Annotated in this window: 20 protein-coding genes, 1 tRNA gene and 1 pseudogene; 13 read left to right on the forward strand and 9 right to left on the reverse strand. The window is 43.3% G+C overall.

Features of this window, described 5'->3' with window-relative positions; all coding sequences use genetic code 11:
• Positions 1 to 1,325: 1,325 nt before the first annotated feature.
• The 6 genes and pseudogenes from cobJ to LC586_RS19070 form a co-directional block, all read right to left on the reverse strand.
• Entirely contained in the window at positions 1,326 to 3,050 is a 1,725-nt protein-coding gene (gene cobJ, locus LC586_RS19045; RefSeq protein WP_229486293.1) for a precorrin-3B C(17)-methyltransferase, read from the reverse strand.
• Positions 3,051 to 3,080: 30 nt separating this feature from the next.
• Positions 3,081 to 3,944 carry a hypothetical protein gene (locus LC586_RS19050; RefSeq protein ID WP_229486294.1) on the reverse strand — a complete coding sequence of 288 codons (864 nt, stop codon included), beginning with the start codon at positions 3,942 to 3,944 and terminating at the stop codon, positions 3,081 to 3,083.
• 36 nt (positions 3,945 to 3,980) lie between these two features.
• Positions 3,981 to 5,273 carry a DNA methyltransferase gene (locus tag LC586_RS19055; RefSeq protein ID WP_229486295.1) on the reverse strand — a complete coding sequence of 431 codons (1,293 nt, stop codon included), beginning with the start codon at positions 5,271 to 5,273 and terminating at the stop codon, positions 3,981 to 3,983.
• Between the two features lie 123 nt (positions 5,274 to 5,396).
• Positions 5,397 to 5,453 (reverse strand): annotated as a pseudogene (locus tag LC586_RS19060) (hypothetical protein); the annotation flags it as partial.
• A gap of 256 nt (positions 5,454 to 5,709) precedes the next feature.
• On the reverse strand, positions 5,710 to 6,099 hold the full coding sequence (locus tag LC586_RS19065; protein WP_229486296.1) for a hypothetical protein: 390 nt from the start codon (positions 6,097 to 6,099) through the stop codon (positions 5,710 to 5,712).
• A 40-nt stretch (positions 6,100 to 6,139) separates the two neighbouring features.
• Complete coding sequence (locus tag LC586_RS19070) at positions 6,140 to 7,639, reverse strand: acyl--CoA ligase (protein ID WP_229486297.1); 1,500 nt, start codon at positions 7,637 to 7,639, stop codon at positions 6,140 to 6,142.
• 223 nt (positions 7,640 to 7,862) lie between these two features.
• Between LC586_RS19070 and LC586_RS19075 the strand changes: the two genes are divergently transcribed.
• The 6 genes from LC586_RS19075 to LC586_RS19100 all read left to right on the forward strand — a co-directional run bounded on the left by LC586_RS19075 (position 7,863) and on the right by LC586_RS19100 (position 15,503).
• Positions 7,863 to 8,939, forward strand: a complete 1,077-nt coding sequence (locus tag LC586_RS19075) for a glycosyltransferase family 4 protein (RefSeq protein WP_229486298.1) — start codon at positions 7,863 to 7,865, stop codon at positions 8,937 to 8,939.
• A gap of 66 nt (positions 8,940 to 9,005) precedes the next feature.
• Complete coding sequence (locus LC586_RS19080; RefSeq protein ID WP_229486299.1) at positions 9,006 to 9,782, forward strand: WecB/TagA/CpsF family glycosyltransferase; 777 nt, start codon at positions 9,006 to 9,008, stop codon at positions 9,780 to 9,782.
• A gap of 449 nt (positions 9,783 to 10,231) precedes the next feature.
• Complete coding sequence (locus LC586_RS19085) at positions 10,232 to 12,769, forward strand: calcium-binding protein (RefSeq protein ID WP_229486300.1); 2,538 nt, start codon at positions 10,232 to 10,234, stop codon at positions 12,767 to 12,769.
• Between the two features lie 1,023 nt (positions 12,770 to 13,792).
• Positions 13,793 to 14,017: a hypothetical protein gene (locus tag LC586_RS19090; protein ID WP_229486301.1), complete on the forward strand. Its 225-nt coding sequence runs from the start codon at positions 13,793 to 13,795 to the stop codon at positions 14,015 to 14,017.
• A 127-nt stretch (positions 14,018 to 14,144) separates the two neighbouring features.
• The gene (locus tag LC586_RS19095; protein WP_229486302.1) at positions 14,145 to 14,300 is read left to right on the forward strand and encodes a hypothetical protein; all 156 of its coding nucleotides are present in this window, start codon (positions 14,145 to 14,147) and stop codon (positions 14,298 to 14,300) included.
• Between the two features lie 75 nt (positions 14,301 to 14,375).
• Complete coding sequence (locus LC586_RS19100) at positions 14,376 to 15,503, forward strand: BMP family ABC transporter substrate-binding protein (protein ID WP_229486303.1); 1,128 nt, start codon at positions 14,376 to 14,378, stop codon at positions 15,501 to 15,503.
• A gap of 134 nt (positions 15,504 to 15,637) precedes the next feature.
• Here LC586_RS19100 and LC586_RS19105 read toward each other — a convergent pair whose 3' ends face one another.
• Together LC586_RS19105 and LC586_RS19110 are read right to left on the reverse strand one after the other, a co-directional pair.
• Positions 15,638 to 16,387, reverse strand: a complete 750-nt coding sequence (locus LC586_RS19105; protein ID WP_229486312.1) for a cobalt-precorrin-6A reductase — start codon at positions 16,385 to 16,387, stop codon at positions 15,638 to 15,640.
• Between the two features lie 2 nt (positions 16,388 to 16,389).
• Positions 16,390 to 16,806 (reverse strand): DUF1636 domain-containing protein, encoded by a 417-nt coding sequence (locus tag LC586_RS19110; protein WP_229486313.1) that lies wholly within the window; start codon positions 16,804 to 16,806, stop codon positions 16,390 to 16,392.
• 436 nt (positions 16,807 to 17,242) lie between these two features.
• Here LC586_RS19110 and LC586_RS19115 point away from each other — a divergent pair.
• The 5 genes from LC586_RS19115 to LC586_RS19135 all read left to right on the forward strand — a co-directional run bounded on the left by LC586_RS19115 (position 17,243) and on the right by LC586_RS19135 (position 20,114).
• A tRNA-Val gene (locus LC586_RS19115) sits at positions 17,243 to 17,316 on the forward strand.
• Positions 17,317 to 17,639: 323 nt separating this feature from the next.
• A complete protein-coding gene (locus tag LC586_RS19120) occupies positions 17,640 to 18,281 on the forward strand; it encodes an N-6 DNA methylase (RefSeq protein WP_229486304.1) in 642 nt (213 codons plus the stop codon).
• Between the two features lie 2 nt (positions 18,282 to 18,283).
• The gene (locus LC586_RS19125) at positions 18,284 to 18,862 is read left to right on the forward strand and encodes a Uma2 family endonuclease (protein ID WP_229486305.1); all 579 of its coding nucleotides are present in this window, start codon (positions 18,284 to 18,286) and stop codon (positions 18,860 to 18,862) included.
• A gap of 674 nt (positions 18,863 to 19,536) precedes the next feature.
• Positions 19,537 to 19,824 carry a hypothetical protein gene (locus LC586_RS19130; protein ID WP_229486306.1) on the forward strand — a complete coding sequence of 96 codons (288 nt, stop codon included), beginning with the start codon at positions 19,537 to 19,539 and terminating at the stop codon, positions 19,822 to 19,824.
• A 56-nt stretch (positions 19,825 to 19,880) separates the two neighbouring features.
• The gene (locus LC586_RS19135; RefSeq protein ID WP_229486307.1) at positions 19,881 to 20,114 is read left to right on the forward strand and encodes a hypothetical protein; all 234 of its coding nucleotides are present in this window, start codon (positions 19,881 to 19,883) and stop codon (positions 20,112 to 20,114) included.
• A gap of 79 nt (positions 20,115 to 20,193) precedes the next feature.
• Here LC586_RS19135 and LC586_RS19140 read toward each other — a convergent pair whose 3' ends face one another.
• Positions 20,194 to 20,385 carry a hypothetical protein gene (locus LC586_RS19140; RefSeq protein ID WP_100898035.1) on the reverse strand — a complete coding sequence of 64 codons (192 nt, stop codon included), beginning with the start codon at positions 20,383 to 20,385 and terminating at the stop codon, positions 20,194 to 20,196.
• A gap of 871 nt (positions 20,386 to 21,256) precedes the next feature.
• Between LC586_RS19140 and thrC the strand changes: the two genes are divergently transcribed.
• Positions 21,257 to 22,348, forward strand: a complete 1,092-nt coding sequence (gene thrC / locus LC586_RS19145; RefSeq protein ID WP_229486308.1) for a threonine synthase — start codon at positions 21,257 to 21,259, stop codon at positions 22,346 to 22,348.
• A gap of 313 nt (positions 22,349 to 22,661) precedes the next feature.
• Positions 22,662 to 23,252: a chromophore lyase CpcT/CpeT gene (locus LC586_RS19150; RefSeq protein ID WP_229486309.1), complete on the forward strand. Its 591-nt coding sequence runs from the start codon at positions 22,662 to 22,664 to the stop codon at positions 23,250 to 23,252.
• Positions 23,253 to 23,516 lie beyond the last annotated feature (264 nt).

Below are 23,516 nucleotides of genomic sequence, written 5' to 3' on the forward strand. Positions count from 1 at the left end.
AAACGTCTATCAGGAATATATAGCGGTTCCCACTCAGATCCTATACAACATTATATCGCAAGGTGTAGGGGCTTGTCTTTGCCCATTGGTGTCAACTTAAGTCAGAGAGCTTCATTCCACAGTCATTTTACCCCACCCCTTAATCCCCTCCCCGTTCACGGGGAGGGGAGATTTTGTCGTTAGACAAAAGCGGGGTGGGGTTCCGACGGCTTAATTAGTGGCTTAATTAGTAATTGAGTGGACTTGATATAACGTCATTGCAAGGGTTTCACGTTAAGTTGACACCTATGGTCTTTGCCGTGCCCCTACGGGTGTACCTCACGTAAACGAGAACCGCTATAACAACTTGTATCAATTGTTCTGCCTCTTGGCCAATCCCATATAAAGCAAGTCTGTTTCTAATAACGTCAAAGCGGAAGTTGCTACAGACTGCGCGAAACACCCAAACGTCAAAGCAGAAGTTATTACAGGGAAGACGGAAGTTGCTACAGACTGCGCGAAACACCCAAACGTCAAAGCAGAAGTTATTACAGGGAAGACGGAAGTTGCTACAGACTGCGCGAAACACCCAAACGCGAAGGCAGAAGTTATTACAGGGAAGACGGAAGTTGCTACAGACTGCGCGAAACACCCAAACGCGAAGGCAGAAGTTATTACAGGGAAGACGGAAGTTGCTACAGACTGCGCGAAACACCCAAACGTCAAAGCAGAAGTTGCTAAAGGGAAGACAAAACAGAGAAATTTATAGCTAAAAATCCTGTCTCATGTCGCGTTTTGGAGAAAAATGCTGGTCATATTACTATAGCCGTTCTCGAATGGAAGCAATACACTTTGACCTCACTTCCATTCCTCTCTCCTAAAAGGAGAGAGGCTTTGAATCTTACTCCCCAACGCTAGTAGGGAAGGGGTTGGGGGTTAGGTCTGTATTGCACTTAAGTGAGAAGCGCTATAATTATCGGACAGAATACATGCGTCAGTCGTCAGAATTCAGTTGGGTATTCTGTATGATATCATGTCCGCATAAATAGTTATGCTAACCATAGCCATTACACCCCACCCCCAGCCCCTCCCCGCAAGCGGGGAGGGGAGACAAAGCTACGCTTTGGCGGGGTGGGGTTCTTCGGGTTTAATAAGCAATCAAGCGGACATGATATGACTGGCGGATAGCGCAGCGTTAGCTCATCCTGGAGCGTCTGAATAATCGGCGTTTTTGCACCCCCACAAAACTAGAATTTTTGGTGGTGCAACAAGAAAGTCGCGGGTCTGAATCCCCGACTGAAAGATTGCTGACTCCTGAATTCTGACTTCTGAATTCTTCTTCAAGCCTACTGTTCGGTATAGCGACGCGGCGTATAAACCCAGATATTACCATCGCTGCGTTTGATGGTTCGGGTTTTTGTGGAACCAACGAGAATAATTGTCCGCATATCAGCGCTTGCTGGTGCTAACTGGTCAAGTGTAATCACTTTCACTGCCTGTCCTGGCCTACCGAGATTCCGAGCCAACACTACTGGGGTATCCGGTGTTCTATGTCGCAGCAAAATATTTCTCGCTTCTGCCAGTTGCCAGGTACGCTCTTTGGAAACAGGATTGTAGAAAGCAATTACGAAATCAGCCTCGGCAGCAGCAGCAATTCGTTGCTCGATCGCAGACCAAGGTTTCAAGATGTCAGAGAGGGAAATAGCACAGAAGTCATGCCCAAGGGGCGCACCAATGGCTGCTGCTGCTGCCTGCATGGCTGAGATACCTGGTGCTACATGAATGTCGATAGTGTCCCATTCGGGTTTGGCATAGCGATCGCACACTTCAAAAACTGCTGTTGCCATTGCATAGATACCTGGGTCGCCAGATGAAACTACAGCTACATATCGCCCAGATGCGGCCAAATCAAGGGCCATTTTTGCCCGTGCTTCTTCTTCGCGGTTGTCGGACTCATGCCGTTGCTTGCCATCAGCCAGAGAACCAACTAAATCTAAATAAGTTTTGTAACCCACTAGGTCAGTTGCCGACTTGAGTATCTCCTTCACTTCCGGAGACATCCATTGCGATCCACCAGGGCCTGTGCCAATAATCGCTAACCGTCCGCGTGGTTGACCGATGGTATTGGGGTCAATTGGTTGAGGGGCAATAGCGATCGCTATGTGGGGGGATGAGGAAGATAAGGGGGATGTACCTGTGGCTGCGAAAGCAGCTGCTTGCGCGGGGCTATAACCTTGTGATAACAGACTTTCTAGCTGATTTGGGGTAAAAAAGCGGGCAGGCACTCCCAAGGCGCTAGCTACGGCGTGGATTGCGGGATCGGCGGCGGCGGTGATGGGTGCAAATATCCCGGCGACTGATGCTTTTTCTAGTGAGGCATCAGCTAGTAGCTGCTGTACTAAAGTTACTGCATCATCAATGGAGCCACTAATTGCGATCGCGATCGTTGCTGGGTGGTAGACAAGGCAGTTGGCTGTAGGAGTCACCAAACGTTCCGTAACTTGGATGGTCAAATCTCCCTGTGGATCTATGGGCAGTTTGCGATCGCTTAACCAAGGTGCTATGCCTTCTAGTTTGACTTGTGCCCCGGCTAGTAAATCTGAGATAAATTTCTTCGCATCGTCTGGGTTTGCTAAATGGTATCCGGGGGGAGAAGATAACAGGGTTGTGCCCAAACGTAAATCGCCTGTGGTCGTAATTGCAGGTTTGACATTAAGGGCTTCGGCAATGCGACGGGCTAAATCGTTTACCCCGCCAAGTCCGCCCAAGAGGGGGACAACAGCACTACCATCCTCAGCTACAGCTAACACTGGTGGTTCCTGTTGTTTATCTGAGAGTATGGGAGCTAACGTCCTAATTAAAATGCCGGCGGCACAAATGCCAATCAGCGGCGTTCCCTGAGCAAATAACTCGCGCAACGTCTCGCCAAAATTAGTAAAGCTGACATCAACTCCCGATGTGCGACCCGCTAGACCGTATAGTGTCGCCCCTGGTAGGACGCTGATTATTTTACGTGCTACTGTGACGCTATTTTGACCTAATATTACAATGGCGGGTGCAACGTTCATCATCACTTAATTACGAATTATTTAATTAGCACTTTAAATAAATGTTCTTAGAAATTTGAGTGCTTCAATTTTATTGTTAAATGTGGCGTGAATTATGTCACCATTATTATAACGAATATCAATCTCGTATTTTAATGGTGGGGCAAATGTAGGTTGATTCTCTGAATAATTATGAATATATTCAATAGCATTTTCGACAGTGGCAGTTTGTTGAGATAACCCATGTAGGACAATGACATTTACCTGTTGGACTAGTCTAACAAATGATTGCTCTAAAGTATTAATAAATTTATCTATATGGAGTTTTTCAAGATTTAGCATTTGATTTTTAATGTTAGTAATATCCAGCGCTGATAATTTTTTCCATTGCTCAATCTTATTTTGAAAGTCTGTTTCTAGTGTACTTTCATTGAAAGATGCATTGATACCAACAGATGTAAATGATTTAACGATGTTTTCATACTTAAGATAAAGAATTTTAAAGCCCTTAGATTCTAATTGGTCAAGCGCTCCTTGAGTAAACACACCTGCTAGAATAGCTCCTAAAAATGGGTTAAGGTGACTATAGGTGTCTGCCAAAGGAATAAGCGCTCCTTCAATTTCTTGAACCTTGTTTCTAGAATGCTTGGTGTAACGCCGCCACGCAGTCTCAATAAATGCTACTGGAAGACCAAGAGTATCTTCTGTACCTCCTCGTTCCAGTACATAGTCAAGATCATGATAGTTACCGTAGCGATCCTGCCATGATACCTTTTTAGTGATTCGTGCTTTGCGCTTTCTCTGAGAGTCTAAGTAAAAACCATGCTCATCAGCCACTTGTTGAAGTGTCTCACGAATAAATTCTTGGATGAAATGCCCTAAAATCTGACCCCATTTATGTGAAAACGACTCTGCCATTACATTTGTGAAAAAATAATTTGTGTTGTGATTACCCTACCCGTAAACCCACAAACAACCTTCGCAAAGAGGAACTCTATGCTTGCGATTTTTCCACTTCACATTTCGGTCACGAACTTTTTCAAAATTAAAAGATTTAAACCCTGCTGCTTGTGCTAATAAACCCATCCATTCAATCACCGGAATATAAACACCATAGGGAGCAGAATCGCCAATCATAAAGCAAACTGTTGCAGGACTTTTGCACACTCTGCGAAGTGCTATCCAAACTCTAGCCATATCCAAAAAATAGCAGGCAATCATCAAGTGATAATTCTTTTTACCTCCATGTAAATGTCGTTCCTGGGACAATTTGTGACAGGTTTCAATAATACTAGCTTTGATTGGATATAATTCATGAGATGCTAGAACTTCGTCGATGTTTACATTCTTATTGGTTACGTGCTGCGAACATGAACGAATTAAGTATTGCCTCACCGCACTTTGTAAATCACCCCAACCGGAAATTTCTTTCATAAAACACATTTCTAGACGTGTAGCATCTGCATAGTCATAGTTGTTAGCATACGGTGGTGATGTGATTACCAAGTTGGCAAAATTATCAGGTACACCCTGGCAAGTCCGAGCATCAGATTGAATAAGTGTAGCAACAGAAGCCGCCATTTTTCCGGCAATTCTCATATCTGTAGCTATACTCTCTGCCATTAGCCCAAAAGCAGACATTGCATCTAAAGAATATTGTTTCTTTTTATTTGGTAAAATGTACTGCCAAGGTGCAGTTCCAGCATGAGAAACATGACGAAGAATTGATATAAGTGTTAACCAAACTAACTGAGATTCAGATGAATCATCAGCAAGTTTTTCCCAAGATTGGTGCAATCTATCTAGAGACTCAAGTGAAGATATACTAAAGCATTCATGAATCAGTTTTGGGTATGTATCTATACAGGGCTGAACATTTTCGGCACGTTTTATAACTTTTTCTATATGTTCAAGATAAGCATCAGCGTCAGTTTGATATAAAAGTTTAGCTCTTGCTATACGCACAACAAAGGGATGAGCCTCAATTCCCAAACATTCAACTCCAAGCTTTTCAGATGCAAGTAAGGTTGTACCAGAACCAGAAAATGGATCTAAGACAGTAATTTCTCCTCGTTCTTTAGCTTGGCTAATTATAGTTTCAACCCATTGTGCAGAGAAACCTGCACTAAATCTAAACCAGCGATGAACTGGCAATTTCATGTTATTAATGAATGTAGATGAACTGTCCAAGGATTTGGAAGTGCAAGAAGAAAATTCCTGAAATGGCAATTCTAATTGTTGATTCATGTGGAGAGTTATTATTATTTATGAAGCGATCGCTTGACAATAAATAGGTAAAATGCGGCTTTGCAATACTAGTACACAGTATTTATCGCAGTTGGTTATGTTCCTCTGTAATACCCAACTGCTTTAGAATTTCATAAAATGCATAGGAATTGTGGTTGCTCGTCCATCTGGATGTTGCCAACGAGCATGAGAGCCTTTCTGCCGTACTTTTTCAAAGAACCTAGAGACTTATTGCGAATCAACCGGAAGATCAAAATCCGATGTCTTAAGGGAACTCATTAGAAGTCTTAAGACAAAGAAAAAGCCGTCCTTTATGACGGGGCTTTAGACCCATTTCTCTGGTAAAGACTTCATGGGGATAGCCGCGAGTTTGAGTTACACCTTTAATTTACAGCGATCGCCCCTTTAAAAAAAAAGCGATCGCTTGCTTCTTGTTTCAATTAGCTTTACGCTCTTTAAGGACTTGATCTAGCAAATTTCTAGCAGTTTGTGCTTTAGCCAACGCTATTTGATGGTCATTATAAGCCCGAACAAGGCGAGAAAGACTGCTCACACCAGCCTTAAGTTGCTCAAGTTCTTCACCAGCAACCAGTTCTCCATCAAGCATCCGCCCGATTAACGGTTTGATGTCGCCCACTTCCTGCCGGACTTTTTGGAGTTTTTCTAGGCTACTCAGTAAGGTTTTGAGTGAGTTCAAGATGTCGTCAATATCCTGGACATCCTCCACTGCTTCCGGTAAATCTTCAATTGTCACTGTATCTTCATCTGATATTGTAGGCAATTCCTGTGCAGACATTTCAGTTTTAACCCCGTTTGACCGTGCCATCAAAGCTTCCTCAAGGAATTTTCCTTAGTGTATCGCTGATTCAGCCTATGTTAAGCAATTTCGCCATAGCCAACCGTTGCAGTTTCCCGGTAGCACCACGAGGTAGTTGATCTAAAATGTGAATTTGCTTGGGAACTTTGAAGTCTGCCAGCATGGTTGAACAGTAAGCTAAAAGTTCTTTTTCGCTGACTTCTGCTTTGAGGACAACAGCAGCATGGATATCTTCTCCTAAAGATTTGTGGGGGACGGCAAAGGCTAAAGCTTCGGCGACGGCGGGATGGCGCAGCAAAACATCATCCACTTCTAAAGGAGAAATTTTTTCCCCACCCCGGTTAATCAATTCTTTAATGCGTCCAGTCAAGCGGAGGTAGCCGTCTGCATCCAGTGTACCCTGATCCCCTGTGCGGAACCAACCGTTTACAAAAGCTGTGGCGTTAGCTTCCGGGTTGTTTTCGTAGCCATCTATGACATTGGGTGCTTTTACCACCACCTCGCCCAGGCTTCCCTGAGATAATAAGTTGCCTTCGGAGTCCATAATGCCGACTTCCACACCGAAGCCATAACCGACAGTACCCAGTTTCCGCACTTTTGGCGGTAGGGGGTTGGTGGTCATTAAGTGAGATGCTTCAGTCATGCTGTAAGATTCCACGACGGGAGCATTAAGAGTTGCTTCTAGCTGTTCAATAATAATCGGGGGCAAGGGAGCGCTACTAGAGCGAATGAAACGAAAGCGGTTAGCTTTGACAATTTCTGTGTTGCGGCTAGCGCGTGCCAAAATTGTCTGATGCATGGTTGGTGCTGCGGAGTACCAGGTAGGTTTGTAGGTATCTACCAGTTTCCAAAACTCCAAGGCATTAAAACCATTGGGACAAATTAATGTGCCGCCCGATGCCAGAGTTGCCAGCAAACAGCCTACCAATCCGTGAATATGGAACAGGGGCATTAGGCAAAGTGTAGTGTCAGCTGCTGTGAGTGAGTAAGCACCAATGATGTTGCCAGCTGAGGCGATTAAGTTGCGATGACGAATCGGCACACGTTTGGGACGGCTGGTGGTGCCGCTAGTGTGGAGAATCATCGCCAGATCATCAGCATTGGGGGCTGCGGGATTCGAGGATTCTGCTGGTTCTGAGCCTGTTTTGACTAATTCAAAGCTCAATGTGCCGTCAGTGTTTACCTTGGCATTAATCAGCATCATATCGGGTGTGACGGCGGCAATGGCTGCTTTTGGCGACTCAGACAACGTAATCAGTGCTTTTGCTTGGATATCTTCGTAATAGAAGGCAAATTCTTCTTGTTTGTATTTAGGATTTAAGGGTGCAGCAGTGCCACACAGGGCGACAGCTAAAAAGGTAATAGCCATTGGTGAACCGTTAGTCATGGCAATGGCAATACGTTCTCCCCGTTTCAATCCAAAGCTGTTGAGTTGCGATACCAGTCCAACAATATTCTCGCGCAATTGCTTATAGGTTAGCGATCGCTCAGACGGCGTAACTAGGGCTAGATGATTGTCTTCCCCCGCTAAAAGCTCAAATAAGTTCATTAGTTTTCCGGTCTGTCAACGGATGATTCAATCAGTTTTAAGAATAAAGTACACGCCACGGGTAAACAACATTTAACCCGCCCTTTGCGACATGGTAATATTTATTACATTAAAACTGTTAATAACTATCATTGACAAATACATAACTTAATTATAGTTTAAGTAGGGTGTGCGGCACATAAATATTTGATAAATTTATCTACCCTAAATAAGCTCTTTTGTTATGAGTCCTATAAAGATTACTATGCTAGGCGAAAGCTTGGAGCGTCAAGGTGGGATAGTTTCCGTGCAAAAGCTCATCCTTGAAGAAGCGACTGAAGCTACTTCTGATATTAAATTTACACATATAACTACTTTACCCAATGGCTCTGCTCCCCAGAAAGTATTAGTGTTTGTGCAGGCAATAGGACAGTTATTTTGGAACTTATTAAATAAAAAAGCCGACCTAATTCACGTTCATGTTTCAGAGAGAGGTAGCGCTTTTCGTCACTCAATCACTAGTCTTATTTGTTGGTTATTTCAAATACCGCTAATTATTCATGCTCATAGTGCTGACTTTCATTTGTTTTACTCTGAGCTTCCTCAATTGCTGAAGCAATGGCTCAGTTGGTCTTTTAGTAAATGTACCCGTTTTATTGTTTTATCAGATAGCTGGAAAAAATTCTATATCGAAAATCTTGGTTTGAAGCCAGAGCAAGTTATTGTTCTTCCTAACGCAGTAAGGATTCCCGCCCAAATCCCACAGCATGTAGATTCCAACCAGGTATTTTTCTTATTTCTAGGGCGCATTGGTCAGCGCAAAGGTGCATTTGATTTAATTAACGCATTCGCTTCTATACCTGCCCAAGAGAGAAGTAAAGCAAAGTTGACTATGGCAGGGGATGGGGATGTAGAAAAAGCTCGTAGCTTGATTCAAACTCTAAATCTTGTTGACTACATTACTATTCTTGACTGGGTAGACAAAGAAAAACGCGACGATCTTTTAGCTAAAGCTGATGTATTTGTTTTACCTTCTTACAACGAAGGTTTGCCAATGGCACTACTAGAAGCAATGAGTTGGGGTTTAGCTGTCATAACTACTAAAGTAGGAGGAATACCCGAAGTAGTTACTCAAAACCAAAATGGTTTATTACTTAATCCGGGTGACATTCAACAGTTGTCAGAGGCAATGCAATCTTTAATTGCAAATAAAAATTTGAGAATATCTCTAGGAAATAATGCACGGATAAGTGTTAAACACTTGGATATCAACATTTATCTTGCATCCTTAAAATACATTTATGCATCAGTCGTAGGTTGAGAGCCATCTTCTGAAAGTAATTGATTGCCCATAAGCTTGTCTAAAGTAAACAAAAAGGAAATAATAATGGATACTAAAACTTTCCCCGAAATAAAGTTGTTTGATACAAGATTCCATAAAGTTAAAGTACAAGAATTAATCGATTATTTAGTAGAATCAGTAAAAAGTCCCAAAAAGACAATTGTAGAAAATGTGAATATTAGAGCTATGAATTTTGCTTATGAAAAGTCTTGGTATCGAGATTTTTTAAATAATGCAGATTTAGTATTTTGTGACGGATTTGGTGTATTGTTAGCAGCTAACTTAAGCGGCTATTCGCTGGAATCTGCACATCGCATGACAGCACCAGATTACATAGAAGATTTAGCATTGAAATGTGAACAAGAAAATATTTCTTTATTTTTATTAGCTGGAAAACCCGGCGTAGTGGATGAAGCAATTACAAAGTTAGTATCAATTGCACCTAACCTCCGGATAGACGGACATCATGGTTACTTTAATAAATCAGGAAAAGAGAATGATTTAATAATAGAAAAAATTAATAATTTTCGACCAGATATTTTATATGTTGGTTTTGGTATGCCATTACAGGAACGGTGGATTTTAGATAACTTCAATAAAATTGAAACTCGGGTATTTTTACCTTTAGGCGCTTGTCTAGATTTTTATACTAACACTACAGCCCGTGGTCCCGGTTGGCTGACGGATAATGGCTTCGAGTGGTTAACACGCTTAATTATTGAACCAACTCGTCTATGGGATCGTTATATTATAGGTAATCCATTGTTTTTTTATCGTCTATTTAAGCAAAAAATCGCTCAAAAATTGGTAGCAAATCGCTAAGAAATTGTTTGAAAAGTCGTGTTGTCGGTATAAGAAGTTTTAGATACCTCTAAATTCACGCCACTTGCTCATGGGGGAAACCCCCAAGACCGCAGTGGCTCCCCGATATGGGGGACTTTGACTCCGGTTGCCCCTAAAAAAGTTGGGTTAGAGGGGATCTAAAAGTGCCTAAAATCACAGCGAAACACTTTTCAAACAACCTCTAAGGGTATCCGCTCAATAAATCGGGGCGAACCACCAGTTCAGGAACGAGTTTACGCCATTTGAGCCTTGTCACTGAGCGATTTACCCCGGATTATTGAGGGGTTACCTGGTGAAACCAGTTTAAGTAGATGCTGCATTTATTTAAACTACCTATCTAGGGTTTCTCCCCGCTGGCAGGGCTACTCATAGATGACACCTCTGCCAGCGAATATCTCTGAATCAAACTTATAACCGAGGGGATTGATATGGCAGACATTATTGGAGACAACAGGAATAACACTCTAATTGGCACGTTTGAGAATGACGCTATCCTTGGTCAGGGCGGTGATGATAACCTCTTTGGTCGGGGCGGCAATGATGACCTCTTGGGTGGGACTGGCAATGACTCGCTTAATGGCGAGGACGGCAATGACCTTCTCAATGGTGAGGAGGGCGAGAACACCCTGCTTGGTGGGTTCGGCGATGATGTCCTCCTTGGTGGATCTGGCAATGACCTGCTTGATGGCGAGGAGGATGACGATCAACTCCTTGGCAGAGGCGGTGACGACACCCTGCTTGGTGGGTTCGGTAATGATGCTTTCCTTGCTGGATCTGGCAATGACCTTCTCGAAGGCGGGGACGGAAATGACCGACTCGCTGGAGAAGACGATGAAGACCAACTCTTTGGCGGGGAAGGGGTTGACACGCTCAATGGCGGGGCTGGCGATGACCAGATTGATGGCGAGGATGGCAATGACAGCTTGATTGGTCAGGCTGGCGATGACACCCTCCTTGGCGGGGCTGGCAATGACCGACTCGAAGCAGGGGACGGGGATGACCAAATCTTTGGTGGGACTGGCAATGATACTGCTGACTATTCAAATACCACTGCTAGTGTCACCGTTAACCTAGCGACTGGAACTGCCAGTGGAGGGGCTGGGAATGATGTCCTATTTAATATGGAACAAGTCTTTGGTTCTGGTTTCAACGATTCCCTAACTGGCGGGCGCGGTAATGACACCCTCTTTGGTAGAGGTGGCAATGACCTGCTTGATGCTGGAGTTGGCAATGACGTGCTTGATGGCGAGGAAGGCAACGATATTGTCCGTGGTGGGGCTGGCGATGACACCTTGCGTGGTGGGACTGGCAATAACCAACTCTTGGGTGGAGCTGATGTTGATACTGCTGATTATTTCAGTGCCACTGCCGGAGTCACGATTAACCTTGCCACTGGAACCGCTACAGGGCAGGGCAGGAATGATGTCCTGTTGGAGATTGAAAGAATCGTTGGTTCTAGGTTCAATGACACCATCTTTGGCGGAGCTGGCAATGACTTCTTCCTCAGTGGTGGGGGCGGGAATGACTCTGTCAATGGTGGGGCTGGTAATGACCGCCTCTTTGGCGATAACGGCAATGACACCCTCCTTGGCGGGACTAACGACGACTTTATCAATGGCGGGAACGGCAATGACTCCCTGCTTGGCGGTAGCGGCATTGACATCCTGCTTGGTGGGGCTGGCAATGACCAACTCTTTGGTGAGGACGGGAGTGACACTCTCATTAGTAGAGAAGGCAATGATACCCTGCTAGGCGGCAGCGGCAATGACATTCTGCTTGGTGGAGACGGGGATGACCAACTCCAAGGTGGAGGCGGGGATGACCAACTCTTTGGTGGGACTGGCATTGATACTGCTGATTATTTAAATGCCACTGCCGGAGTCACCGTTGACCTTGGCACTGGAACTGCCAGTGGGGGAGATGGGAATGATGTCCTGTTCAATATCGAGCAAGTCTTTGGTTCTAGTTTTAACGACTCCCTGATTGGAGGAGGCAGCAGTGATACCCTCTTTGGCAGAGGCGGCAATGACACCTTGCTTGGTGGGGATGGCGATGACTTTCTTGATGGTCAGGAAGGTAATGACCTCGTCTTGGGCGAGGATGGGAATGACAGCCTGTTTGGCGGGGCTGGCAATGACCAAGTAGAAGGAGGAGAAGGCGATGACACCCTCCGTGGCGGGGTCGGCAATGACACTCTCCTTGGAGGACCTGGAAATGATGTCCTCATAGGCGTTGATACTAACGGTTCTGATTCTCCTGGATTAGGGGAGGTTGATATCCTAACTGGAGGGCCTGGGGAAGATCAGTTCTTACTTGGAGATGCTACTAATGTCTTTTATGACGATAACAGTGGAAGTAGTGGTTTTGCAGACTACGCTACCATCAGTGGCTTCAACTCCAACGAAGATACAATCCAGCTCAAAGGAACACTGGCAGACTATCGCTTGGAGACTGTGGGAGCCAATACAAGGGTATTTCTAGACAAATCAGGGGGAGAGCTAGATGAACTCGTTGGTGTTGTGCAAGCGTCGTCTCTGAGGCTTGATAGTGACGACTTCCTGTTCTACGAGAAAGAAGATGCAGGGCAAGGGACAAACAACACACTAGCTACTGCTGAGAAGCTAGGTACTTTAACATCAGGTTCAGAAGTTAATACCTCTGCTCAACTGGCAAGACTTGCAGGGAACAATCCTGATTTCGACTTTTTCACATTTTCTTTAGCTAACCCAGGAACTGTGACTATTAGCACGCCGAATAACAGTGGTACCTTTCCAGTTCTCGGCCTATTTAATAGTGCTGGGAACTTACAGAGTTCCAGTACTTCTCAATCAATCACCGCTTCACTAGGGGCAGGTACTTACTCCATTTCAGTAAGTGATTTTGATTACTTCCCTCAAAATGGCGGAACTTTCAGTTCTGGCTTTTTTGACCCTGGTTCTTATACGCTAGGAGTCACTGTAGCCTAAAGACAAATGGTACTAAGAAAAGCGGAAACAGTTGCCAATTAAGAAGTTTGCAGTTGTTTTCGTAATTCTTGTCGAGGTTTTGTCATGAAGGGGTAAGCTTTGGGGCGGCGTTTTTGAACTTGTGGTTCCCTGCGGGACGGTCAGTAACGACTTTGTGAACGATAATTTTGATTGTTCTGCTCATCCATCATTACTATCCGCTCAATAAATCGGGGCGAACTACCAGTTCAAGAACGAGTTTACGCCATTTGAGCCTTGTCACTGAGCGATTTACCCCGGATTATTGAGCAGTTACCTCTAAGGAAACTTTCTCCAAATAGTTTTTAAGACTTGTAACCAGACCAACCACCAAGCCCTTGCATAATCCAAGTAGCCTAAGCTTCGGTTTGAAAAGGATAAGGATTTTGTTGAAATGAGCGTCTAACGCATCACTAGATAGCACGATGCATTAGGTTAAAGCCGTAATGCACTCTATTTATCTGTAAAAATTTAAACGTTTGCAACAAATACTCTGACATGTATAAGAAAGGCTTAAGTATTTCTTACAAATGTATAATCAGTTGCAGCAAACGCTTAATACTTTGCAACAAATACTCTGACATGTATAAGAAAGGCTTAAGTATTTCTTGCAAATGTATAATCAGTTGCAGCAATTGCTCAATACTTTGCAACAAATACTCTGACATATATAAGAAACGCTTAAATCATTGCAACAATTGTTGTAATGAACTTATGAATTGATCAAAAAAGTAAAGGTTCAAAACCGGACTTCGTCCCGCTACGCTAACGCCCGCAAGTGGCGCGTTCGCGTTAGCGTCTCGTAGAGAAAAAATCCTTGTATCTCAAGGTAGGTAAAAACCCCACCCCTAGTGTCGGGCTGAGTTTAATTGCGAATTGCGAATTGGATTTATATTGGTATGGCTGTGACTCCTGAAAAGTCATGGGATAAGCAAGATACCAAAGCAGGTATAGTTATTTTTACACTCAGTTGGTAGGAACTTTGCCTCAACAGAGGAGCAGAAAATGATCCAGGTGAATATCGAAGATTTTTTGCTTTTCGAGACGATAGATGCGAAGTTATTTTTTAGGCGAGAGTCTTTGAGTCAGTTTCTTGCTGCTCCTACCTTTTTTTGTAATATTCACTTCTGCTTGCTAGCCAATCAAACTTTATCGGTCTGCGATCGCACTTTTATCAAAAAGTTGGCTTTAAACATCCGCTTTCTGAAAAAATGTTTTGATTGTCTATAATATTACCATCATTTGACTTCTTTATTAAGTAAGTTAACTCATCCCCCGGCTTCAAGCCGGGGGGAAATCGAAGTCATTAGTCATTAGTCATTAGTCATTAGCACCAATGACTAATGACTAATAACTAATGACTAAATCGGCGGGCGGCTATCCCGGACACCCCTTGAAGGGATGGGATTCCCGCCGATTTTCGTTGAAAACGATTTCGGTTTTTCCCGCCTTATATCCCGCCACTGATTCGGAGTACCGAATGAGCGTGGGGGACTTACGGCGAATCAGTTAAAATTAAGTAAATAGCTAATCTAAACTTACCAGCAATCATAAAAATCTTTTTAATGGGTAAACCTATTAATAAAATATGGATCGTCGGAATTTTCTAAAGTATGTCACTTTAGCAGGATCTAGCTTTGCCTTAAATAGTTGCTCTCAAGGCAAAAATTCCAAATCGCAAGGAGAGGTATCTCCCTCAGCCTCGCCTGTGGCGGTAAACGAACCTCTGAAGGTGGGATTTGTTTATGCCGGTCATGTGGGTGATTTTGGCTGGACTTATGCCCATGATTTAGGTCGCAGAGACATGGAAGCCTATCTTCAAGATAAAGTAAAAACTACCTTTGTGGAAAATGTTAACGAAGGTGCTGACGCTCAAAGGGTGATTCGCCAACTCGCATTAGATGGTAACAAGTTGATTTTTACAACTTCCTTCGAGTACATGAATCCAACAATTAAAGTTGCCAAGGACTTTAGTGATGTTGTCTTTGAACACTGTAGAGGATACAAACGTACTGCCAATGTCGGCACTTATCTGGGACGCTTTGAAGAACCGCGTTACTTAACCGGCATGATTGCTGGCAAGATGACAAAATCAAATATAGTTGGTTTTATTGGCGCATACCCAATTCCAGAAGTAATTCGGGGAATCAGTGCATTCACTCAAGGAGTAAGGCTAACAAATCCCCAAGCAAAAGTTAAGGTACTTTGGGTACAAAGTTGGTACGATGCAGCTAAAGAAACAGAAGCGGCTCAAGCTTTGGTCAATTTAGGTGCGGATGTACTGACGCAGCATACCGACTCTGGTGCCGTTGTCCAATTAGCACAGGAGAAAGGCATTTATGCTTTTGGCTACAACACTGATATGAGTAAGTTTGGTCAAAAAGCCCACCTGACATCAGCTATTAACAAATGGGGCAAATTCTATACAGATAAAGCCTTGGCTGTAATGAGTAATACTTGGAAGTCTCAAGAGGTTTGGGATGGCATTGCTCAAGGAATGGTGGATATTTCTCCGATGAATCAGGTAATTCCGGCGGATGTGCAACAACTGGTGAATGCAAAGCGCGATGAGTTTATTCAGGGTACTGCACATCCTTTTGATGGCCCGGTGAAAGACCAAAAAGGGGTGGTACAAGTGCCAAAAGGTAAAGTTTTGGATGATCAGAGACAACTGGCGATGGATTGGTATGTTGAGGGAATTGAAGGATCAATGTAATTCATAATTGATAATTAATAATTCATAATTTAAAGAGCGTGTGAGCTGCTGAACTTTCCACGCTCTTTAAGACCACGCTCATTAAAAATTCAGTGGGCGGCTCTGTACCCGTTTTAAAATTTATGAATTATGAATTATGAATTATGAATTATTTGGTCAAATAGCCATGCCAAAGCACCATCAACATCAGCAACCTGCTCCCCTGACGGTATGGCTGGACGATTTACCATAACAACCTTGACGCCGAGTTCTCGCGCTGCAATAATTTTGGCCTTTGTTGCATCGCCACCGCTATTTTTACTCACGATGGTATCAATCTTGTTATGAATCAGGATTTGCCTTTCATTATTGAGGGTAAAGGGCCCGCGATCGCACAATATCACTCCCAGTGGCACTAAAGCATCATCACTAGGAGGGTCAATCATCCGCATCAGAAACCAAATTTTCTCTAGGTGAGCAAAGGTGGCGAGTTCTTGTCTTCCAACTGTCAAAAATACCCGCTGTGCCTGGTTTGCTACAGATGCGGCGGCGGCTTCAACGCTGTCAACTTCAATCCAGCGATCGCCACTTACCTTTTCCCAAGGCGGGCGTATTAACATCAAACGGGGTACTCCGACTTCGGTTGCAGCATCTGCCGCATTGAAGGAAATCTGAGTAGCAAAAGGATGGGTTGCATCAATTAATAAGTCGATTTGCATGACTCGCAAATAGCTAGCCAATCCAGCCACACCACCAAAGCCTCCAACCCGTAAATCGCCTAAGGGTACTGATGGTTCACGGGTGCGCCCAGCTAGAGATGTGATTGTTTCTAACCCTTGGATAGTTGACACTCTAGCAGCTAATTCTGCCGCATCTCCTGTACCACCCAGAATCAAAACGCGCATCATTAAGATAAAGGTGGAATTTTTGCCAAAATGCCCTTTTTCAGCGCTTCTGGACGCTCTGACCAAGGCAGTAAACCATCTGCTTTGACATAGTATTGACTAGCACATTCTAGTATCGCAGATGCACTACCATCAACGGCTAAATCACCAAATAAATATGTTAATTTGCCCTTGGCAGCAAAGGCAACCACACAGAAACGATTACAAGCACTCATGCATTCAACTTCCTGAATTGGGAATTCATCTCGTAAGTCCCAATCTTGTGCAAGCTGCTGAAGTTGAGATAGAAGTTTTTGACCGCCACTTTCACCTAAGCGTTTTCCATCTTGCCAAACGCTAGCACAAGTTTTGCAAACAAATAAAGTATGGTCGGCAACACCCAAGGAACTAGTCGGGGAAATATTTACAGTAGTAGTCATCTGTACCTCGCAGATTTGTGGAACTGATAAATCTATTTCGGCGGGCATCCTGACTCACTCTATTTGGGATTTTAGATGGCATCTCAAATTGGTTTACAGTTGCTCCCAAGTGCCGGATTTGCACCGAACTTTAAGAGTTACCTCTGGTAGCTGCTCCCCACCAGAACCCAATAACCTTATCGATCATACACTAGGGTATCTTGGAAAAGGATATTACCAAAAATTGCTCAGGAGCGATCGCTCATCAACTATCGCAGACAGATATGAATTGTTGATTTAATTTTGTCGTAAACTACCCCAAGAAAGCTTAATGTCCGAGGCTAGGGACTCTTAAGAATATATTGATTCTGGCTCAAATTACAGAATTTCCTTAATTTGCGCCTTTTATTTTGGCATATTGAGCAAATGTATGCTATGGTTAGAAATCGTGTGGTAAGGACGTATAGCTCAGTTGGTTAGAGCGCTACGTTGACATCGTAGAGGTCACTGGTTCGAATCCAGTTACGTCCATTTGTTGTACACTGACAGATTCTTTGTCACTGTTAACACAATTAATTTCAATTTTAACTGATATCTTGCAGCATTGTCGATTAGCACCATTGTCCGCCCAGAAATAAATTTCACAGGCTTTTAGCTTAAGTCCACTCAAGTGGACTCAAACCCTGTTCAGTCTTCTTTAGAAGAATGCAATATTAGCTTCAGAATTCATTCTGAGGCGGTTGTTGGGACTGGTGCAAGATATTCAATTTAAACAAATTAGAACAAGCGATGCCTAACGCCAAGCCGCCTAGCGTCTACGCCCAAATAAAAGCAGGCCAACCTGTAATTCCAGTATGGTTGGATACCATACACGAGCGTATAGCCAGCAAGTTGAAAGATTAGACTTCAGCAATTTGGAAGTGTGTTGGAGTGTCTCTCAACAAGAGATATACTGGCAAAGCATTAGTGTCGCAATCTCAGCATCTACTATGGGCAAACTCACGCTGCCGCGCAAAGAAGAAAAGAAAATTCGGGAGAGTTTTATTAAAAATGATCAATTAGAGGCGGTGATTGGCTTATCACCCAATTTGTTTTATGGCACAGGTATCCCTGCCTGTATTTTGGTGATGTGTCCACAAGGGGCGAAACCAGTTGAACGCCAGGGAAAAGTTTTGTTTATTAATGCTGATGCTGAATATTATGCAGGTCGCGCTCAAAATTATTTGCGTCCTGAGCATATTGAAAAAATTTCCTGGGTGTTTGAAAATTTTCTATCTTTACCTGGATATTCAGCAGTAGTAACTAAAGAAGAATTAAGAGATAACGATTACAACTGCAATATCCGCCGCTATGCTGACAACGCGCCACCGCCAGAACCGCACGATGTACGGGCGCATTTTTTGGGGGGAATTCCTAAAGTAGAGGTAGAGGCTAAATCTTCCCTATTAGCAGCGCATGGGTTTGATGCAACTAGGATTTTTGTGGAACGCAATTAATTATGACTGCTTTAACCTTACAATTACCTCCTAATTTGCAATTTACTGATGAGGAATTTGCACAAATTGTAGCTGTGAATAAAGAATTACGACTAGAGTTAACTGCTGAAGGGAAATTAATTATCATGTCACCCACTGGGGGAGAAACGGGAAACCGTAATTTTGAACTGTATCTTGATTTAGGAGTTTGGAACAGACAAAATAAGCTCGGAAAAGCTTTTGATTCTTCTACTGGGTTTAAACTGCCAAATGGGGCAACTCGTTCACCTGATGCTTCTTGGGTAAGGATAGAAAGATGGGATGCTCTTACCCCAGAACAAAGAAAGAAATTTATCCCTTTGTGTCCTGATTTTGCAGTGGAATTAGTTTCTGAAACTGATGATGTGGAAGATACTAAAGCAAAAATGGCGGAATACTTAAGAAATGGCTTACAACTAGGTTGGTTAATTAATCCTAAAGATAAACAAGTAATAATTTATCGCCCAAATCTTGCACCAGAAGTTTTACAATCTCCCACCATTTTATCGGGTGAAGATGTTCTCCCTGGTTTTGTTTTAAATTTACAGCAGATTTTTACATAGATGAATGATATCATGTCCGCATAAATAGTTACGCTAACCACAGTCATTACACCCCACCCCCAACCCCTAAGAGTTCTTCGGGAGGGGAGACAAAGCATAGCTTTGGCGGGGTGGGGTTCTTCGGGTTTCATAAGTAATCAAGCGGACATGATATGATTATCTTGATTTTATTTCTACAATCACAGAACGTTCTCAAATTAAAACTTTTATAGAATATGATACTGGTGTTGAGCAGCAAGAAGGCAAACTTTATAGTGTGTTGAGCGTGGAATAACAGTAAGCCGTCAGTTTCCTGCTGGTACTATTGCAATCACTATTGCAGCAAATATTGCTGATACGGCGATTCTTGGTATTCCTATGTATTTTCCTGATAGTGTTGTTGGTGCAATTGTTAAAAAGCCTAACAATATTCGTTATAGTCCTGCTTGCTTCAAAACAGCATTAGCAGTATGACGCGACTTGATAGAACCATCTACCACAAATCGATATGTGAAATGATAAGAGCGATCGCATTTAGACAAAGTTGAAAGAAAGTGTCAAACTTTTACAGATTTTTGGTAATTTCCCCTCTCTGTAAATCTCATAAAACACCTCTGGCAATGTCCATCTATCCACAACGCTGGAATTTTAAACCTTGCACCGCAGTTAGGACATTCCGAAAGTAAATGTAATTTATGGCGATCGCATCCCTTAGTCGCCTTAAACTGCGATTCAATTTTGTGGCAAGGCGAGTCAGCATTCCCCTACCTTTAACTGAAGTGCAACGCTTTGAAGGTGGGACACCATCACCAGGAGTTTGGTTTAATTTGCGGGGTCAACGCCAACAAGGATTTGAAGCGTCGCCACATAATGCCCAAGAAATTGTTACCCTACTCAAAGCTGATGAAAAACGGTTGTGGAATCGCACGGCGGCGGCGTTGCGGGTGAACCCAAATAGACGAGAGTTGCAAGCTTTGATTTAACAAATAACGCTCAACCAGAAATAATACTGACTATCTCAGCAGGCGCAATAGCATCGTTGAATCAGCCTACACCTGAAATTCAGGGGGAAAACACAGAGCAACGCCGTGACCGGACTATAATTTTGTCTGATAGCAATGAAGTTATTTACACTGATTTTACAGGAAATAACTTACAAAGACTATCTGCCTTCGCCAAGGTTTCAGGGGTGCGATCCTTGGCTTTATTAGTCGAAAATGCTCATAACTACAGTTTGAGGCGCTGGTCAGAGAAAAATCAGCGCTTTGAATAGCACGCCCCTTACTCAAATTTACCCCTCACTTAAATTTAGATTAGAGAGGGGAAAAGCGATCACTATCTCCAAAACTGAATTATTCTTTTTGGTTGGTTTCGGCTAGACGTTGGTGCTTCAGGTTTTCCAACTGCTGCAACAGAGAGTCTACCTCTGCTTGTAAATGCATCAACTTAGCTTGCTGATCGTCTTGATAATAAGACTTGGTTAACTTACTGACCCAGTTAGCCTGGGACTCGCGATCGGAAACACTAGGTAAACAAGTAGGCATCGCTAATTAAATCCAAAACTTAACTCACACCATTAGAAATATTATAATATTGCTTTTTTAAGCTTTATTAAAATATTGTGTATTTTCAATCAATTACTCTAATGGATTTCAGGTTCAATCATAAGAAGACGGTGATCTTAATGGCTGTGTTCCTGAGAAAACATTGCCCCAAGTGTGCAAAGCTTCCGTCCACTCGATAGTACTTAGCAATACTTAATTGATAGCTTGCCAATTATAGTTGTATTAATTATTCTCGCTGTTATTAAGTAATTTACGTAAAAAATTACCTGTAAATTATATTAAATTACGCCAGATTAGGAAAAAATCTAGGGCGAAGCACTTGTCGTTCGTGTAGAGTCTTTGTACCACTTGCCTACGGCACGCTCCGCGAACGTGGAAGCAAGCTAGCAAGAGCGTCTTTGTCAAGAGAAGGATAAAACTACCGCAAAGGAAAGGCTGCCTACTGCGTATTTTAAGCTAAAAAATGGAGAAATTAAAGTGGTAAAATACACATAAATACGTTCACGGAGCGCCTTGCACTAAAGTGGCTTTTTGCAAAGTAGGAATAAGTGTTTCAGAGAGTACTTACGTAAGCCCTATAAATTTGTCTATCATTTTTCACTCCGTCAGCATCCCCAGGTCGTCGTGGCGGTTATGATAAACTCACATTCTAAAGAAAATAAAAATGGCAAAATCAAACGCCTGCACCACAAAAAATAATATTCTTACATAATATTCATTTTGGAATTAGGGGACTCTTAACTGGGACAGGGCAAAGAAAAATTCACTTTCTACCTCTTCCCCATCCTGCACTTCCCTATGCCACCCTTTCTAAATATCCAATCCAATACATAAAGAAATTTTAAATCCCGTGACTTTGAGCCTGTCTGTTGCTAAATCTCATCGCCAACCCTGGCCCGGACTGATAGAAGCCTATCGCAAATACTTGCCTGTCAGCGAAAAAACTCCGATTGTCACTCTGTTGGAGGGTAACACACCCCTAATACCAGCGCCTGCGATCGCAGAACGCATTGGCAGGCAAGTACGGGTTTTTGTAAAATACGACGGTCTCAATCCCACCGGCAGCTTCAAAGACCGGGGGATGACTATGGCAATTTCCAAAGCCAAGGAAGCAGGCGCGAAAGCAGTAATTTGTGCCAGCACGGGTAACACCTCAGCCGCCGCCGCCGCTTATGCAAGGCGTGGAGGTATGAATGCCTTTGTGCTGATTCCCGACGGTTATGTGGCGTTGGGCAAATTAGCCCAAGCTTTACTGTACGGTGCAGAAGTATTGGCAATTAAAGGGAATTTTGACCAAGCGCTAGAAATTGTCCGCGAGATGGCCGAAAGCTATCCGGTGACTTTGGTAAATTCCGTCAATCCCTACCGCCTAGAAGGGCAGAAAACAGCAGCCTTTGAAATTGTCGATGCGCTGGGTGATGCCCCAGACTGGCTGTGTATCCCCGTGGGCAATGCCGGTAATATCACAGCATATTGGATGGGATTTTGTCAATATCATCAAGATGGGAAGTGCGATCGCTTACCCCGAATGATGGGATTCCAAGCCGCAGGTGCAGCCCCCTTAGTGACCGGTCAGCCAGTAGCAAATCCCGAAACCCTAGCGACAGCAATTCGGATTGGCAACCCTGCTAGTTGGGAGTTAGCTGTTGCAGCCCAAACCGCAAGTCAGGGAAATTTTCACGCCGTTACCGATGCAGAAATTCTCGACGCTTATCGACTTTTGGCAGCATCAGAAGGTATCTTCTGCGAACCTGCTAGCGCCACTTCTGTAGCCGGGTTATTGCAGGTAAAAGATCAAATTCCTACAGGGGCGACAGTGGTTTGTGTCCTCACAGGTAATGGTCTAAAAGACCCAGATACAGCTATTAAACACAATCACAGTCAATTTAAACAGGGTATTGCAGCAAAATTGGGTGCAGTAGCCGAAGCAATGGGATTTTAAGCATTGTGGAACTAAACGCGATCGTAATAGCTAATTGAAAAATTGCGTAGGCATACCCCACCAAAGGTATCACAGCCAGAATTTTTCAGTCTGGGGAGTATCAAAATAATCCTAGATAATTTTTAAACAACTAGTTGATCATCTTGTAATGACCGAAACAGACTCATGATACAAGCCTCTAAATTTATTTATGCTTACTAAGCGGCTTGCCTTGAGCGACTTGTACTGAGCGTAGTCGAAGTAAGTCGAAAGGAGCCGAAGTATGGGGATTATTAATTTTGAATTTTGAATTTTGAATTCGGAGGGAAGCAACGTGACTCATTCTACTGATATTGCCACTTTAGCCCGGTGGATGGCAGCTGACTTTAGCAATCAAGAACAAGCTTTTGAAAATCCGCCTTTGTATGCCCACATTCGCGTGTGTATCCGTCCCCTTCCGTTGGAATTGTTCTCAGGCGTAAGTTTGTTTCTCGAACAAGCTTATGATTTTATGCTCAATCAACCCTACCGGATGCGGGTAATGAAGTTAATTCCGGCAGAAAACCACATTGTTATTGAACACTACACAGTTAAAGAAGAACAAAAATTTTACGGCGCATCTCGCGATCTTGAACGTTTAAAAGGTTTATCCGTTGACCAATTGGAAAAAATGTCAGGTTGCAACATGCTCGTAGAGTGGACAGGTAACAGCTTTAAAGGCAGGGTTGAACCTGGAAAATGCTGCATTGTGGTTCGTGACGGCAAAAATACTTATCTAGATAACGAATTTGAGATTGATGCTAAAGAATTTTCCAGCCTCGACCGAGGAAGGGATTTAGACACTGATGAACATCTGTGGGGTTCTATTGCCGGCCCATTTCACTTTGTCCGATGGGGTAATTTTGCCGATGAAGTCAAGGTGTAAGAAGTTAGGAGTGAGGAGTGAGGAATTAAAACTCATAACTTATTTATCCTGTAATCAGGACTCTCTAGCGATCGCCTAAAGACTACCATCCTATAGCGGTTCCCATTCAGATGCGGTACAACATTACATCACGAGGTGTAGGGGCAAGTCTTTGCCCATTGGTGTCAACTTAAGCAAAAAGAAACCATAAGATGTAATCTAAGAATATCTTGATTGATGTTCTTAGTGATACATCATGAGTACAAAACGTCCAGCCCGAAAAGG

The organism is Nostoc favosum CHAB5714 (genome assembly GCF_020829495.1).
In the GTDB taxonomy this organism is placed as follows: Bacteria; Cyanobacteriota; Cyanobacteriia; order Cyanobacteriales; family Nostocaceae; genus Nostoc; species Nostoc favosum.

Coding starts and splice junctions, on each gene's coding strand:
- LC586_RS19130 (WP_229486306.1), top strand. CDS start 19,537: ATGGCGATCGCATCCCTTAGTCGCCTTAAACTGCGATTCAATTTTGTG.
- LC586_RS19110 (WP_229486313.1), bottom strand. CDS start 16,806: ATGACTACTACTGTAAATATTTCCCCGACTAGTTCCTTGGGTGTTGCC.
- LC586_RS19100 (WP_229486303.1), top strand. CDS start 14,376: ATGGATCGTCGGAATTTTCTAAAGTATGTCACTTTAGCAGGATCTAGC.
- LC586_RS19065 (WP_229486296.1), bottom strand. CDS start 6,099: ATGGCACGGTCAAACGGGGTTAAAACTGAAATGTCTGCACAGGAATTG.
- LC586_RS19075 (WP_229486298.1), top strand. CDS start 7,863: ATGAGTCCTATAAAGATTACTATGCTAGGCGAAAGCTTGGAGCGTCAA.
- LC586_RS19120 (WP_229486304.1), top strand. CDS start 17,640: ATGGTTGGATACCATACACGAGCGTATAGCCAGCAAGTTGAAAGATTA.
- LC586_RS19095 (WP_229486302.1), top strand. CDS start 14,145: ATGACTAAATCGGCGGGCGGCTATCCCGGACACCCCTTGAAGGGATGG.
- LC586_RS19080 (WP_229486299.1), top strand. CDS start 9,006: ATGGATACTAAAACTTTCCCCGAAATAAAGTTGTTTGATACAAGATTC.
- LC586_RS19070 (WP_229486297.1), bottom strand. CDS start 7,639: ATGAACTTATTTGAGCTTTTAGCGGGGGAAGACAATCATCTAGCCCTA.
- LC586_RS19085 (WP_229486300.1), top strand. CDS start 10,232: ATGGCAGACATTATTGGAGACAACAGGAATAACACTCTAATTGGCACG.
- LC586_RS19090 (WP_229486301.1), top strand. CDS start 13,793: ATGATCCAGGTGAATATCGAAGATTTTTTGCTTTTCGAGACGATAGAT.
- LC586_RS19105 (WP_229486312.1), bottom strand. CDS start 16,387: ATGCGCGTTTTGATTCTGGGTGGTACAGGAGATGCGGCAGAATTAGCT.
- cobJ (WP_229486293.1), bottom strand. CDS start 3,050: ATGATGAACGTTGCACCCGCCATTGTAATATTAGGTCAAAATAGCGTC.
- LC586_RS19125 (WP_229486305.1), top strand. CDS start 18,284: ATGACTGCTTTAACCTTACAATTACCTCCTAATTTGCAATTTACTGAT.
- LC586_RS19055 (WP_229486295.1), bottom strand. CDS start 5,273: ATGAATCAACAATTAGAATTGCCATTTCAGGAATTTTCTTCTTGCACT.
- LC586_RS19050 (WP_229486294.1), bottom strand. CDS start 3,944: ATGGCAGAGTCGTTTTCACATAAATGGGGTCAGATTTTAGGGCATTTC.
- LC586_RS19140 (WP_100898035.1), bottom strand. CDS start 20,385: ATGCCTACTTGTTTACCTAGTGTTTCCGATCGCGAGTCCCAGGCTAAC.